We start from the raw sequence: 15,785 nt of genomic DNA on the forward strand, positions 1-15,785 counted from the left end.
ATTTTCACTAGGTTTAGCATGTGAAATTAGTAACATTATTGCATTTGAAAAAATTCATGAATAAAGATATAAAATTTCAACCATGAGAAAAATTGAACATCTAGGTATCGCGGTCTCTGATTTGGAAGCATCCAATAATCTTTTTGAAAAACTCTTAGGGAAAGCACATTATAAAGAAGAAACGGTAGAAGGAGAGGGAGTAAGCACCTCATTCTTTATGATAGGAGAGACAAAAATTGAATTACTGGAAGCTACTAGGGATACTAGTGCTATCGCCAAGTTTATCGGTAAAAAAGGAGAGGGGATTCATCATATCGCATTTGATGTGGAGGACATTGAAGCAGAAGTGGCACGTTTAAAAGGAGAAGGCTTTGAAATCTTAAATGAAACGCCCAAAGAAGGTGCGGATAATAAATTAGTGGTATTTTTGCATCCGAAAAGCACCAATGGAGTATTGGTGGAGTTATGTCAGGAAAAGAAAGCCTAATGGAAAATCAAAAAAGAACCGAAATCAGTGAAGTAGGAGAGTTTGGATTAATCGATCGCTTGAGTCAGCAATTTACCAATAGACATGCATCTACACTCAAAGGTATAGGAGATGATGCTGCGGTCATTGATTTGGGAGATGGCACAGTGCAAGTTGTCACGACCGACTTGTTGATAGAAGGGGTTCATTTTGATTTGTCTTATTGCCCTTTACAACATTTAGGATTCAAAGCCATTGCTGTAAATGTATCGGATGTGGCAGCCATGAATGCTATTCCGCAACAAGTGACCGTAAGTATAGCGCTCTCCAACAGATTCTCCGTGGAAGCGGTGGAGGCCTTATACGAGGGTATTCGGATGGCTGCGGAACACTATGCAGTGGATGTTATTGGTGGGGATACTACAGCTTCCCGTTCAGGATTGGTGATTTCTGTGACAGCTATGGGTGTTGCCAAAAAAGAAGAAATTAGCTACCGGTCAGGTGCTCAATTGAACGATATTGTTTGCGTTACAGGTGACCTAGGGGGAGCCTTGATCGGTTTACAGATTCTGGAGCGTGAAAAGCAGGTGTATCTTGCGGATCCAAACATGAAGCCTGACTTGGAGAAATATGCCTATGTAACCGGTAGACAACTTCGTCCACAAGCCCGTATGGATATTATTCATGAACTGAAAGAAATGGGAGTAGTCCCAACCAGTATGTTGGATGTGTCTGATGGACTGGCATCTGAGCTCTTTCATATCTGCAAGCAATCAGCCTGCGGGGTGACTATTTATGAGGATAAACTACCGATTGACAAACAAACCTTTGACACAGCAGTAGAGTTGGGTCTAGATCCTATTACTTGCGTCTTAAACGGAGGTGAGGATTATGAATTGCTCTTTACTATACAGCAAAAAGATTTCAAAACATTGGAAAAACATCCTGATATCCATTTCATCGGCCATATTTCTCCAGCTTCTGAAGGAAAATCCTTGGTTACTAAAAGTGGAACAGTTGTCAATTTGAAGGCTCAAGGTTGGAAGCATTTTTAAGTGCTTAGTAACTTTTTTAGACTGTTTTGTGTCCAAGGACTGTTTTTTTATTCAATTTTCATTGAGTACGATTTTCTTTCATGAAGTTTTTCAAGGCTTTCGTGTAGTATTCTTAGACTTTCATGAAGTTGGTGAACATCAAGTACAGCAATCGATATATTTTTGAAAATGGAAAATATAAAAGAAACAGTTCCTTTTTTAATATTTCTAGCCGCTATTTTAAGTGTTGATATTGATGAGCCGAACTTAGAATGTGAGGAAAGAAATGGAAATTTAAATAAAAATGGGACATTAAAGTCAGGTAAAAGCTCAATTCAGTGCGTAAACCGAATAGATGCAGATGGTAATTTCTATAAATCTTTGCAGTTAAGAAACTTCGTTACGCATAAACATAGTGTTGGTCTTTTGTCCATGTTAACTTCTAAGCATTTCAAAGAGGGAAATATATCCTTGATTTTAAACCAATTGAATAACAAAAACTAAAAAAAATGGTAATTATTTTATAAATAATGACGGCCTTTAAACAAATGTGTTAGTTTTTGGAATCATGGAAGCTTGTTGAAGTGATTCTCTTAAGATCTAGGATCATAGTTTATTATCTCCAAATAATGCGAGTAAATCAGCTTTTTTATCTTGTGTGATGGACAACAACTCACCATTACTCATGACTACTCCGCCACCATCTTCCTTGGTGATTTTTTTAATGTGATCTAAGTTAATAATATGACTACGATGGATTCGCATAAAGCTGCCTAGTTCTAACAATTTTTCATATTCCTGAAGCCGTTTGGATACGATGATTTTTTCTTTGTTGCTTAAATGAAAGTGGGTGTAAGATCCATCCGCTTTTAAATAAAGGATCTCGTCAAGCTTTAAAAAAATCAAACCTTCTCCAGTTTGCAAGGCGATTTTTTGAGGTTTATGGGTTTTGAGATTTTCATGCAAAATCTCTAGATTTTCTATTTGAGAACCAGTAGCTTTAGATAATGCCCGTTCGAGAGCTTCTTTTTGGATTGGCTTCAATAAATAGTCAACTGCTGATAGTTCAAACGCTTTCAATGCAAACTCCTCGTATGCTGTTACAAAAATTATCTTACAATGTAGCTGGTGTCCATTAAAAAAATCTAGTATCTCCAAACCTGAGTAGCCTGGCATTTCAATATCTAAAAATATAATGTCCGGTTTTTGCTGATGAATCAACTTGATTGCATCAGGAAGATTTTTTGCTTCTCCTGTGATTTGGATGTTAGGGAAATAAGTTTCCAACATGCCTCTAAGAGATAATCGGGCATTTGGTTCATCATCAACTATTATGGCTGTATTCATAGGTGAAAGGTAATCGAATGGTGACTCTTGTCCCAATCCCTTCTTCTTTGTGATTGATTAAGTCCTCAACAAAGTATGTTATTGGTTTTGTTAAGCTTTGGTTTAATAAGTTTACTCGAGTTTCTATTGCTTTTGTAGCGAATGCTTGGTGACCTTTTCGCTTAGCATTGATGATCTCTGAGGCTTTTCTTCCTACGCCGTTATCTTCGATAACGACAAGTATACTTTTTTCATCTGAGTCCAAAGTGAATTTCACACATAATCTTTTTGAATTGGATTGATGTAAAAGACCATGTTTAACTGCATTCTCAACAAATGGCTGGATTATTAACGAAGGGATTTGGATAAGATTTTTTTCTATTTGGTGATCGACGTCCAAAAGATATTCAAAATCTTCCTCAAATCTTCTTTTTTCTAAGGAAATATACAAATCAATTAGCTGAATCTCTTCTTCCAATCGTACAAATTGCTTGTCAGATTGTTGTAATACTTTTCTCATTAAATCAGAAAACTTCCCCAAATACTGAGCAGCATCCTGTTTTTGATTGGAGAAAATTAATCCTTGAACAGCATTCACAACATTGAAAAGAAAGTGTGGATTCATTTGACTTCTTAAAGCTTTCAATTGTGAGTCTAATAATTTGGCTTTGAGTGTTTCTTTTTCTTTAAGTTTCTTACCGTAATCCCTTACATAAAGAGCTACACTTGTAAATATCATTCCAATTGTCAGGAAAATAAACCACCATGTTTTCCAAAATGGAGTTTCTACTTCAAAATTTACAAAAATAGGCTCTGATACATTTTCCGCAATTAAAGCTCTAACTTCTAATTGGTAAGTTCCTGAACTCAACTTGGCAAAAATAATCGTGTTTTGACCTCTAGGAAGTGTTTGCCAGTTATCTTGATTTGGACTTGTTCTGAATTGAAGATTATAGGCCCCCATGCTTCGATAGTGAATGATATCGAATTGAAATTCAAGATTTTCTAATCCATAAGGTAATTTTTCTTCTAAAGAGATGGCTTGATTATTAGAGCTTACTTTACGAAGATGTATCTTCGGATGTACAATTGGAATAGCTATTGGTAAGAAAGTCCAAAGTAATCCTTCGGATGTAGCCAACCAAATTTTATCGTTCCAAACCCTTAAATCATTTATGTTTATTCCTTTGAAAATACTTGAAATGGGTAATAATTGAAGGTTTTTCGATGGGATATGATATTGGTAAAGCTGATTGCCTCCAATTAGGTAAATATAGTCTCCATTCGATATAACTTTTTTGACAGGTACAATAGTCTTATCTTCTAAAATAGGTATTTCAGTAATTATTTTATCTCCTTTAATGGCTAACAGGCCTTTTTGTTGCGACCCTATCCAAAGGGTTCCCGAAAAATCTTCTACAATACTATTGACAATCAATGGAGAGGAATCATCTGAAAAAAAATTATACTCTTGACCGTCTTTGTCAAATGCAACTAATCCTTCTGAACTACCAAAATAATAAAGCTGGTATTTCTTTGAATAAAACACCGTCTTAGTACGTTTGTCTAATATGTAATAAATTGGAATTGCCGTGGTTGAAAAGCTCGTTAATGGGAATTTACTTCCGAATAGAATACTTGGATGGCTAGTTAGATCTTGTGCAATCAACCCAGCACCTACTGAAGTAGCAATTAAGTAGTTCCCTTCACCATCAGGTGTGATTTTTTTCGAAAAGTAGATCTCTTCACGATTACGGGCTTGTGGATAATCAAAATATCCTTGCGTATAAAAAACAGTACTCGTTAAACTATCAAAATGAATAAACTCTACTTCATTTTGAAGTTGTGACTCTATGGTTTTGAGTATTTCACCAGCTGAGTTTACAGTGAAAATCGTTCCTTTATTATTTCCAGCTAGTAAAGTGTTATTATTACTGAATGTCAATGATAATATATTGTTTCTACTATCTGTTCTGAAATTAATTAGCTCTGTTGTATACAACGGCGCATTTGCAATAAAAAACAATCCGTCATCGAGTGTGCTAATCCAGAGATTACCCTCACGATCTTGGATGAAGTCAGATACACGCATTCCATCTAAGAGACTGCTACCGACTCTCAGGTTTTTTGTATCAATCAGGAACAAACCTTTATTGGTGCAAACATATAAGTTGTTTTCTATCTCTCTGAAAAAATAGAGATAAGTTCCTTTGGGGAACTTTTCGTTATTAATCAATTGACCTGTACTTATGTTGAAAATTTCACCTTCTAAAGAGCGGTTCAAACCAAATAGTTCATCATTAAAAAAGGTAAACTCTAAAACTTTCGATCCTTTTGGACTTTGGGATTGAATAGCCCCTTCTTGATTGATAATTCTTTGGTTATCATTGAAAAATACTTGGCTTTGATATTCATGGAGTGAATAAAATGTGTTTTCCTGACCCTTACTTGAAAGAATGGTTGTGGCAAATTCAGTAGTCAGGTCAATTTTCAATAAGTTATTATCCATGGCTGCATACAGCCAATTGCCTTGAACAGTGAATTTCTTTAACCCTCCATAGTTCTTTAATGTCTTTTGAACAACTGGTACGGAGTGGAGCGTTCCATTCGTAACTTTGAAAATCTGATTAGCGAAGTTTTTTGCCCATAAATTGCCCGCTTCATCGTGTAGGAGGTTATCAAAATTATTGTCCCAAGATTCAGGAGCGGGTAATTTTAGGAAGTTTTGCCCGTTATACTGAAACACCCCAACATCCGTCCCTAAGTAAAGATATCCTTTAGGGCCCTGATGGATATCGTAGATTGTCTGAGTGGGAAGTCCTTCCAAGAAACTAATCGGACGAATAAACCTATCCTGCCCCCAAGCCATCGGGCTTGCCAGCAAAAGAAAAAAACACAAAAGCAGTAAATTACTTACTGCTCTCTTGAGAATGATCAAAGATAGTGGCATGAAGAAGCATCATACAGATTTCTATGCCCAAGATAATCAGAAATTAATCTTCAGGGAAAGGAATAAAAACAAAAGATGTAAACTCTCCATCCATTACAAACAAACAACAGAATTCATCCGGATTTTTGTAATTGGATTTGAAGTCCTCCAGTAATTCTTCTGCGATCAGTTTTCGTTGGATAAACTCATCCACATAAGTGATGTAGTAATTCCAATCCAGTCCTTTTTCTTGTTTGCCAAGAAAGAGTTGTCCGATGGGCTGCTCTTCTTTGGAAATGGGGAAAATGGGGTATTCTGAAAATTTCCTGCTTCGGACTTGGTAAGAGGCTTCTTTCAGAATCTCTGAAACTTTTACAAAGTCTTTGGTAATCGTGCCTAAATACTTACCGCTTAATTCCGGGTCATTGAAATCTGAAATCATGGTTTTAAGGTTAAGCGTACAACATTTTCAACATGATAGGTTTGTGGAAACATGTCCACAGGTTGGATTTTATCTACAGTGTATTTTTCTGCCAATAAGGCCACGTCACGGGCCTGAGTGGCAGGATTACAAGAAACATATACAATTTTAGGAGCCTCTAATTTCAAAAGCATATTCACCACATCCTCATGCATGCCTGCACGTGGAGGGTCAGTAATGATGACATCAGGCTTGGCATGTCTGGCGATGAAATCATCTGTCAACATATCCTTCATATCACCTGCATAAAACAAGGTGTTGTCCAGGCCATTCACTTGTGCATTTAATTTGGCATCCGCTATCGCTGCTTCCACATACTCGATTCCGATCACTTGCTTTGCTTGCTTGGCTACAAAGTTTGCAATAGTACCCGTGCCGGTGTACAGGTCATAGACAACTTCATCTCCCGTAAGCTCAGCAAACTCCCGGGCTACCTTATACAGTTCATAGGCCTGTGCGGAGTTGGTTTGGTAAAAAGACTTTGGACCGATTCTGAATCTTAATCCTTCCATCTCTTCCTCTATATAACTTTTACCCGCAAAAGTCACTACTTCCAAATCATGGAAAGTTTCATTTTTCTTGAGATTGACGATGTAAAGCAGGGAAGTGATTTCTGGGAATCGCTTGTGGAGAAAATTCATCACCAAGGCAATTTCAGCGGGTTCATCTGCTCCAAACTGCACAATTACCATGCTTTCTCCTGTCGAACTTGTGCGGATGATCAAATTCCGCAATAAGCCTACCTGATTTCGGATGTCATAAAAGGAAAGATTATTCTCCAAAGCAAATACTCTCAGTTCATTGCGGACATCATTAGAAATGTTTCCCTGAAGGTAGCAATGCTCAATGTCGATGATTTTATCAAACATTTTCGGGATATGAAATCCCACCGCATTTCGTTCAAAACTCTCGCCCGAATTGATTTCCTCCCGTGTCAACCAACGGTTGTTGGAAAAGGTGAAATCAAGTTTGTTACGGTAATATTGGGTTTGTTGGGAACCCAAAATCGGTAATACTTCGGGGATCTCAACTTTTGCAATTCGAGTAAATTGATCAAGAACTTGCTGACGCTTGTAGGTTTGCTGCAAATCGTAATTGATATGTTGCCACTTGCAGCCGCCACATGTTCCAAAATGACTGCAAAAGGGCTCAACCCGGTCTTTGGAGTACTCATGAAAATGAATGGCTTCTCCTTCTAAAAATGAACTTTTGCCTCGGGTGACACGCACATCCACCACATCTCCGGGAGCTACATTTTGTACAAAAACCACCTTGCCCTCATGATGCGCCACACATTTGCCCTCGGCAGCTATCCGCTCAATCAATAGGTTGCTGACAACCTTATTTTTCATTTTTCTTGACATGGCCGCAAAATTAATGAAAAAAACGAGGCTAACCTTGTACTGCGATGGTTGTGTAGATTTTTCTATCTTTGAAGCTAAAATGAATGCTATGCAGTGGAATAGTAAAGTGGTGGTGATAACCGGTGCCACCTCAGGAATAGGAGAGGCCTGTGCTTTTAGATTTGGTCAAGAAGGAGCGAAAATTGTGATTACAGGCCGCTCTCAAGAACGACTGAATGCCAGCGTGGAAAAATTGAAAGCAAAAAATATAGACGTCCTAGGAGTCTTGGCAGATGCTGGAAGCAAAACTGATAATGAGCGCATGGTGCAGGAAGCCTTGCAAGCATTTGGTAGAATCGATGTGCTGATTGCCAATGCGGGGATTTCCATGCGGGCTTTATTTGAGGAAATGGACTTGGAAGTTTTTGAAAAAGTCATGGACACCAATTTCTGGGGGACGATATATGCTACGAAGTACTGCTTACCCGAAATATTGAAAAATAAGGGGAGCATTATCGGAATTTCTTCGATCAACGGTTACAGAGGAACACCTGCCCGAACGGCATATACAGCTAGTAAGTATGCCATGAATGGTTTTTTTGAATCGTTGCGTACCGAAGTCATGAAAAAAGGCGTTCATGTGTTGGTGGCTTGTCCCGGCTTTACAGCATCCAATATCCGTAATAACGCCTTGACAGCGGATGGGTCCATGCAAGGAGAGTCTCCACGGGATGAAGGCAGCATGATGACTTCAGAAGAAGTGGCAGATGCGATATTCAAGGCGACTGTTCGTAAAAAAAGAGACTTGGTATTGACGGGAGAAGGAAAATTAGCTGTATTTTTAAACAAATGGATTCCAGGCATCATGGATGGAATCGTGTATAATAAAATGGCCAAGGAGAAAGATTCTCCCTTTAAATAGCAGGTATGCTACAAGAGATTTTTCAGGTATATGCGGATCGTTTATTGGATCTTTCCAGTCGGAACCGGTTGATTTATCAATCCCAATTGCTGGAAAATCAACAGGTAGATGTACATGCTCTGGATTTTTTGAATGGAGAACCGTCCTTTACTATCGTATCCCATTTGCTTGGAAAGCGAAAGAAAGTGTCGCTTGTCCAACAGTTAGACGCCCGAAATCAGGCTAATAATCAGCAGTCCTTGAAATTGAAGCGGCTGGCTCAAGCTACTGACTTCACAGAAAAAGAAAGTGGGGAAAAAAGCTTATACCTGGCTTGGCCTTATGTAGAAGGGAAATTGTTGAATGGTCAATTGGTGCGGGCTCCTTTGTTACTCCTTCCGGTAGAGTTGAATGCTGAAAACAAGCAATGGGTCTTGCAGGTGTCTGGAGATGCTGAACTCATGTTTAATTCTGCTTTTTTTCTAGCCTATCAGCAAGCCTCGGGATTAGTGCTGAATTTGGATTGGATCAAGCAGCTCGAACTCCCGGAATCCTACACAGACTTCCAGGATTTCATCAATCAGCTCTATGCAACGCTCAAGGATAGGATAGAAATCCAGTTCACTAGCGGTATTTACGAGCAACGTATTCAAACCTTTCCTACTTCGGGGAAGACCTTGGATCAGGAACGCTTTCAATTGGGTAAGCTGAGTATCAAGCCCTACGCTGTATTGTCACAGTTCCAGACCAAGACTAGTGCCATGCTTGCAGACTATCAGCTGTTGATGCAAGAGCAGCAAGCGGGAAGCTTGGACGATTTTTTTGCCAATCGCTTTTTTCCTTCCAAGCAGGTAACCACACCTCGGGAGGAAAATCTGTATACCATATTTCCACTAGATGGATCCCAGGAAAAAGTCATTCAAGCTGTCAGGCAGGGGAGGAGCTGTGTAGTAGAAGGACCTCCAGGCTCTGGTAAATCACAATTAATTAGTAACCTCGCCATGGATTTCATGGCAAGAGGGAAGCGGGTGTTGATAGTTTCCCAAAAACGTACTGCCTTGGATGTAGTCGCACAGCGCTTGGCATCGAAAGGTTTTGGAGAATTTCTGGCCCTAGTTCATGATTATCGGACAGATAGAAAACATCTTTATAAGCAACTCTTCCAACAGGTCGAAAAACTCGACGAATTCAAGAAGGAAAACAGTAGTTTGGATGCCATTCAGTTGGAGCGAACCTATGCGCAGATTTGCAGAAAAATCGATGTGTTGAATGAGTTTTTTGAATCTTATAAAAAGGCGCTATTTAACTCAGAAGAATGTGGGCTTCCTATCAAAGAACTCTACCTTTCCTCTTCTTTGAAGCGTTCATATATACCGCTGACAAATTATTTCCGGAAAATTGAATATGCCCGATTAGATGGATTTCTACGGGACTTTAAGCAGTATTGGTATTTTGCACAAAAGTTTGGGAAGACAGATTCTTTTTGGCTACACCGGGTGGATTTTTCCAGTTTTTCCGTATTGGTCCAGCAGCGGATGCAAGATGCTTTGAAAGAAATGCGTCAGGTAAAACTCGGTTTTCAAGAGTTATTTGGCTATTCCTCTGTTTTTCGCATTACCCACTTATTCGCATTGGTCCACCAAAAAGAGGCCATGCAACTAGTGAATAAGCATTTGAATCATGAAGGAGTAGATTCATTTCTACATGCTTTTAAGGATGTCAATTCCGAAGAAGTTGATTTTCCATGGTTGGAGCAAAAACTCGAGATAGTCAAAGGTTTATTCAGTGATGAGGGTATAGAATGGGCCGTGACAGACGAAGAATTACCGGACTTGATGCAATTGGCCATAGACTTTGCCGATACCACCCAAGCTTGGTGGACCTCGCATAAACTTCCTTGGAATCAAAAGAGGTACAAAAAGATTCTAGCATTGATGGAGCTGAATCAGCTTCCTATAAATGAGCAAGGAGTAGCAACACTGATCAAAAGACTAGAAAACCGACTCAACCTGAATCATCAATTTACCTTACTGTCCGGTAAAGCGTGGTTGTTGCTTCCTGATAAGCCCTTTGATTTTGCTGAGTTTAATCACTTTGCTAGCATGACCATCCAAGCCTTGCGAGGTAAAATACAGCTGGAGCAAATGGGGGAACTAGGTGTTTTCATCCAATCGCTTGCTACCAATGAAAAGCCCTTGCCATCGGTCGTTCAATCCCTCATGCGGGAACTTGAGACTTTGGAGCAACAACTCCTTTCTTGGAGTCATTATTTCAGCACTGTTCAAATCAATCATTTAATGGATTACCCTATCGGGGAAGGATTGCTCCAAGTGGCGGAGGAGTTGCCCTTAATTTTTGATGAACTGATCAGTTTTGATAAGTTGCTGCATAGCTTGGATTCCGATGAGATTCACTTGATGGAGTGGATGCTAGATACTTTTGGAGAGCAGCCCTTAGAAGAATTACAAGAAGCCTTTTTGAATGGATGGAAGTTGGCTTGGATCGAGCACATTGAACAGAAATATCCTGTTCTGCAAACATCCGCTACGTCTCACATGCATCATCAACAGCAGGAATTGATGGAGGCTGTGCTGGAAAAATGGGCCTTAGCTTCCTCTATCGCACAGGTGAGGCTAAAGGAGCAGGTCTATCAAGGACTTGAGTTTAATCGATTAGGCAACCTTTTGACCTATCGGGATTTGAGGCATCAGGTTAGTAAGCAAAAGAGAATATGGCCTATCAAACAAGTGATTGATAGCTTTGAGTCAGAAATTTTTCGCTTGGTTCCATGTTGGTTGGCCTCTCCAGAGACAGTTTCTGCGATTTTTCCATGTCGAGATTATTTTGATTTGGTGATTTTTGATGAAGCCTCCCAATGTTTTGCAGAAAAAGGGATTCCAGCCATGCTTCGCGGTAAACAGGTAGTGGTGGCGGGAGACAGTCAGCAGCTAAGACCTACGGATTTGTACCAAGCACGTTTGACGGTAGAAGAGGAGGACATAGCCTTGGAAGTGGAGTCCTTATTGGATTTGGTAAGTCTGTATTTTGAGAAATATTGGCTACAGGGACATTATCGAAGTGAGCATCTATCATTGATACACTTTTCCAATCAGCATTTTTATGATAACAAGTTGGAAATGCTTCCAACACTTAGGTCCGTTAATCATCCTTCACAAGTGATTTTTTACCACTTTGTGGATGGTGTTTGGGAAAAGCAGACCAATCGACTAGAGGCGGAGAAAGTAATTGCCCTGCTCCAAGAGATTCAAAAAAAAGATGGGGATTCCAATAGCATTGGGATTATCGTTTTCAATGTGTTTCAATTGGAATTAGTGGAAGAGTTATTGGCGAAAGCAGAAGGGGTTTCCTTAGCCCGCGTGGTAGTCAAAACTATTGAACATGTGCAAGGAGATGAGTATGATTATGTAATTTTAGCTTTGGGCTATGCCCGAAATCCACAAGGAAAATTGATTGCTAATTTTGGTCTGCTTTCCAAGCAGGGGGGGAGGCAGCGCTTGAATGTGGCCATCAGTCGTGCCCGCAAACAACTCCATTTGATCAGTAGTATCAGCAGCAAGGATTTTTCTAAGAAGCAGCTGGAAAACGAGGGGATAGCTTTGCTTCAAAAGTATCTAGCATATGTGGAGGCTCAACATAAGGGAGAGACATTGGTTAGAGAGCAACCTACTATACGAGGCTATGCCGCAAATTGGCAGTTACGGCATCGATTATTGAAGCAAGATTCTGTCCAATCTTTCGATGACTTTTCTTGGGTTGATTTGGTTGAAATAGAAGATGGTATCATCACGGGTGCAATTCTGACAGATGATGAGCGTTTGTTTGGGGCAAGTTCGGGTAAGGAACCCATGGTGTATCATCCCTTGGCCTTACAGTATAAAGGCTGGCCCTATGTGTTTTCGTTCTCTCGTAATTACTGGCTAAATAATCAGGAGTTGGGTTAATTCAATGTTGGCTAAAAATAAAACCTGCCAAAACTTTTCAGAAGAGTATTCATTTCTCTCCAAAAAATTTCTGGCAGGTATGATGCTGAAATTATCTTAGATCAGTTAGCCGCGTGTTTAACCACTTTTAGTCCAATGGCCTCAATTCCATTTAAGGTTTCAGTCCGCATGTATTGGATAAACTGTACGGTAGCAATTTTTGAGTCCACAGAAACAGGCAAGGTGTCATACTTGGTAAACGTTCCACCGAATCCTTTTCCCAAAGGGCTACCTGAGGTGCGTTCAAACAGAGGAATATTCACTAAGGTGTTTTCAAGAATTTGATTGCTACTATCGCGGAGTATGTAGCGCACATAGAGATTTCTAAACTCGTATGCATCCGTATGCTTGACTGCAATCAACATTTTTCCGTGATGGGCTGCCGGGTTCAGCTCAAAACGCACGGTGTCTTCAATGCTCCATTTTAGACTGGGCATTCCCTGATAATCCTCAAATAGCCTATCCGTACCGCAAGCACTCAGTACTAGGATACTTACGATAATACCAATGAGACTATAGGCTAATCTATTCCCCGCCATTTTGATCCCCTCGTTTTCTTGGTGGAAAGCGTCTTTTACCAGGTGTTTTTGGATTCTGCCCATCAGAAGCAGGTTTTGCTTTTTGTTGAGGATTGGCAGCTGCTTGATTTGGGTTAGCAGTAGGCTTCTGCTCATCTTTGTTGCCTCTGTTACGGAAGTTTCTTCTAGGCTTGCCTTGCCGCTGTTCTCCCGAGCTTGCATTTTCCCTTCTTGGTTGGTTGTTGCCACCTGCTCTTGTGGGTTTTTTATCCTCACCTTTTGCTTCTCTCACAGGTGTGGAAGTAGCGCCAGTTTGCTGCTCGCGAACTTCTCCGCCTTTTCTCTTTTTCTTCTTTTTCTTTTTGGTGGTCGTGCTGAATTTTTTATCCAGACGCTCCAATTCCATATTGGATTTCTGAATTTGCTCTTCCAATTCCTTGGCATGATTGGATTGCAGGTTGAAAGGACTTTCCCCACGTGCATTCATCTCCTGAATTTCCTGTACCCGCTCACAAGTAATGGAATGCCAGTTATTTTCATCGTTGTAGCTGAACCACATCAGCTTGCGGAAAATATCTGTCTTTTGAAGTTTAGCAATTCCCGCTTCTGTTTTCAATGGCTTCTCTACCGAAGGAATATCCTCTAGAGCAGACATATAGGTGTCCAACTCATAGTTAAGACAGCACTTCAATCGTCCACATTGACCGGATAATTTGGTCGGGTTGAGGGAGAGATTCTGATAACGGGCCGCAGCCGTACTCACACTTTTGAAATCGTGAATCCATGTGGAGCAACATAATTCCCTTCCGCAAATTCCAATACCCCCCAATCTGCCTGCCTCTTGACGCAAACTGATTTGGCGCATTTCTACGCGGACTTTAAACTCAGAAGCCAACAATTTGATCAACTCACGGAAATCCACTCGATCATCTGCGGAATAATAAAAGGTCGCTTTGGTGTTATCCGCTTGGAATTCTACATCTGAAAGTTTCATCTTCAGACCTAATTCATCGATGATCTGCTTGGAGCGATACAGGGTCGGGATTTCTCTGTTTTTAGTCTCTTCCCATTTATCCAAATCCTTCTGCGTGGCTAAGCGATAGATTTTGGTGATGTTGTCATCATCCCTGATTTTACGTTTTTGCATTTGCAGACGCACCAGTTCCCCTTGCAAGGAAACCCAGCCAATATGATAGCCACTAGTGACATCTACCACTACGGCATCGCCTGTGGTCAAATGCAGCAAATTCACGTTTCGGTAATATTCTTTTCTACCGCCTTTGAACTTTACTTCAACTATGTCAAATTTATCTACAGTTGGGATTCCCATGTGGGAAAGCCAATCGAAAGAATTCATTTTATTACAATCGCTCGTACCGCAAGTACCGTTATTCTGGCAACCTCCTACGCTAGAGGTTCCGGTCGAGCAGCTACTACATCCTGCCATACTCGTGTTATACTAAGGGAGGGATTCCTCCTCGTTGGGTTGTTAATGATATATTTTCAAGTCCTGACCAATGTCTCTTCTATGGTATTGGTCTTTCCAGTTGATGTGATTGACTGCCTCGTAGGCATGATTTAAAGCTTCTTCCATGCTTTCTCCTAGTCCTGTCACCGCAATGACTCTACCGCCATTGGTAAGTACCTCACCTTTGGTTCCAGTAGTCGTACCTGCATGGAAGGCAATGGCCTTAGCTGGATCTGCTATACTTGTTAATCCTGTAATCTCATGGCCCTTTTCATAAGCGCCCGGATATCCTCCAGCGACCATTACCACCGTAGTGGCAGTATGTGAATGAATCTCCAATTGGTATTCATCCAAATGCAAGGTGCCCATTGAGAAGAGTAAATCTACAAAATCACTTTTGATTCTTGGTAATACTGCCTCAGTTTCCGGATCTCCCATGCGGACATTGTACTCAATGACATAAGGATCCCCGTTCATATTCATCAATCCTATGAATAAAAAGCCAGTGTAAGGAATGTTTTCCATTTCCAAACCTTTGATGGTTGGAATCACCACTCGTTCCGCTACTTTTTTCAGAAAACTTCCATCTGCAAAAGGTACAGGACTGACGGCACCCATACCACCAGTATTCAGGCCTGTATCTTGCTCGCCAATACGCTTGTAGTCTTTCGCTTCGGGAAGAATTCGGTAACTTGTAGCATCAGTGGCCACAAAAACGGAAAGTTCTATCCCTTGCAAAAACTGTTCGATCACTACTTTGGAAGACGCATCTCCAAACTTGGCATCCACCAACATCTCTTTCAATGACTCAGTGGCTTCCTCATAAGTTTGGCAGATAAGCACTCCTTTGCCGGCAGCTAACCCATCTGCTTTTAGCACGATTGGTAAGCCTTGGGATTGTAGATAAGCAATACCTTCTTCTAAACTGTCTTTGGTAAAGGTTTTCGATGCGGCGGTAGGAATCCCGTGGCGCTGCATAAATTGTTTGGAAAAATCTTTGGATCCTTCTAGTTGAGCACCTTTTTGACTTGGTCCTACTACTGGAATATGAGCTACTGCTGGGTTATTTTTGAAGTAATCCACAATGCCTTTGACCAAAGGTTCTTCCGGGCCCACTACCATCATATCTACACTTTGATCCGTGCAGAATTGGGCTAGTTTCTCAAAGTCTGTAACTGCAATGGCTACATTTTCTGCAATTGCGGCAGTTCCTGCATTTCCAGGAGCTACGAAAAGCTTTCCGCATTTTGGACTGCTTGCAATCTTCCAAGCGAAGGCATGTTCTCTTCCTCCGCTACCTAAAAGCAATATATTCATG

12 protein-coding genes are annotated in these 15,785 nt (G+C 40.5%); 5 read left to right on the forward strand and 7 right to left on the reverse strand.

Annotation, left to right across the window (positions count from 1 at the left end; genetic code table 11):
* Nucleotides 1-82: 82 nt before the first annotated feature.
* From mce to IE080_RS12880, 3 genes are all read left to right on the forward strand, one after another.
* Nucleotides 83-487 carry a methylmalonyl-CoA epimerase gene (mce, locus tag IE080_RS12870; RefSeq protein WP_189583182.1) on the forward strand — a complete coding sequence of 135 codons (405 nt, stop codon included), beginning with the start codon at nt 83-85 and terminating at the stop codon, nt 485-487.
* Nucleotides 487-1,521, forward strand: a complete 1,035-nt coding sequence (gene thiL, locus IE080_RS12875) for a thiamine-phosphate kinase (protein ID WP_189583184.1) — start codon at nt 487-489, stop codon at nt 1,519-1,521. The genes mce and thiL overlap by 1 nt, the downstream gene beginning before the upstream one ends.
* A gap of 168 nt (nt 1,522-1,689) precedes the next feature.
* Nucleotides 1,690-2,004, forward strand: coding sequence for a hypothetical protein (locus tag IE080_RS12880; RefSeq protein WP_189583187.1), 315 nt, complete (start codon nt 1,690-1,692; stop codon nt 2,002-2,004).
* Between the two features lie 102 nt (nt 2,005-2,106).
* On the opposite strand, the gene IE080_RS12885 is transcribed toward IE080_RS12880, so the two are convergent.
* The 4 genes from IE080_RS12885 to rlmD form a co-directional block, all read right to left on the reverse strand.
* Complete coding sequence (locus tag IE080_RS12885) at nt 2,107-2,847, reverse strand: LytR/AlgR family response regulator transcription factor (protein WP_189583189.1); 741 nt, start codon at nt 2,845-2,847, stop codon at nt 2,107-2,109.
* Complete coding sequence (locus IE080_RS12890) at nt 2,825-5,110, reverse strand: sensor histidine kinase (RefSeq protein WP_189583193.1); 2,286 nt, start codon at nt 5,108-5,110, stop codon at nt 2,825-2,827. The genes IE080_RS12885 and IE080_RS12890 overlap by 23 nt, the downstream gene beginning before the upstream one ends.
* A gap of 709 nt (nt 5,111-5,819) precedes the next feature.
* A complete protein-coding gene (locus tag IE080_RS12895) occupies nt 5,820-6,197 on the reverse strand; it encodes a hypothetical protein (RefSeq protein ID WP_189583196.1) in 378 nt (125 codons plus the stop codon).
* Entirely contained in the window at nt 6,194-7,600 is a 1,407-nt protein-coding gene (rlmD, locus tag IE080_RS12900) for a 23S rRNA (uracil(1939)-C(5))-methyltransferase RlmD (RefSeq protein WP_189583199.1), read from the reverse strand. Before rlmD ends, IE080_RS12895 begins: the two co-directional genes overlap by 4 nt.
* A gap of 88 nt (nt 7,601-7,688) precedes the next feature.
* On the opposite strand from rlmD, the gene IE080_RS12905 reads away from it, so the two are divergent.
* The gene (locus IE080_RS12905) at nt 7,689-8,501 is read left to right on the forward strand and encodes an SDR family oxidoreductase (protein WP_189583399.1); all 813 of its coding nucleotides are present in this window, start codon (nt 7,689-7,691) and stop codon (nt 8,499-8,501) included.
* Nucleotides 8,502-8,506: 5 nt separating this feature from the next.
* Entirely contained in the window at nt 8,507-12,442 is a 3,936-nt protein-coding gene (locus IE080_RS12910) for an AAA domain-containing protein (RefSeq protein ID WP_189583202.1), read from the forward strand.
* 101 nt (nt 12,443-12,543) lie between these two features.
* Here IE080_RS12910 and IE080_RS12915 read toward each other — a convergent pair whose 3' ends face one another.
* From IE080_RS12915 to purD, 3 genes are all read right to left on the reverse strand, one after another.
* Nucleotides 12,544-13,020, reverse strand: a complete 477-nt coding sequence (locus IE080_RS12915) for a gliding motility lipoprotein GldH (RefSeq protein WP_189583205.1) — start codon at nt 13,018-13,020, stop codon at nt 12,544-12,546.
* Nucleotides 13,007-14,356 (reverse strand): PSP1 domain-containing protein, encoded by a 1,350-nt coding sequence (locus IE080_RS12920; RefSeq protein ID WP_229800631.1) that lies wholly within the window; start codon nt 14,354-14,356, stop codon nt 13,007-13,009. Before IE080_RS12920 ends, IE080_RS12915 begins: the two co-directional genes overlap by 14 nt.
* Nucleotides 14,357-14,488: 132 nt before the next feature.
* The gene (purD, locus tag IE080_RS12925; RefSeq protein WP_189583212.1) at nt 14,489-15,784 is read right to left on the reverse strand and encodes a phosphoribosylamine--glycine ligase; all 1,296 of its coding nucleotides are present in this window, start codon (nt 15,782-15,784) and stop codon (nt 14,489-14,491) included.
* Between the last annotated feature and the right edge of the window lies 1 nt (nt 15,785).

The sequence above is a fragment of the Mongoliitalea lutea genome, from assembly GCF_014652135.1.
GTDB classification, from domain to species: Bacteria; Bacteroidota; Bacteroidia; order Cytophagales; family Cyclobacteriaceae; genus Mongoliitalea; species Mongoliitalea lutea.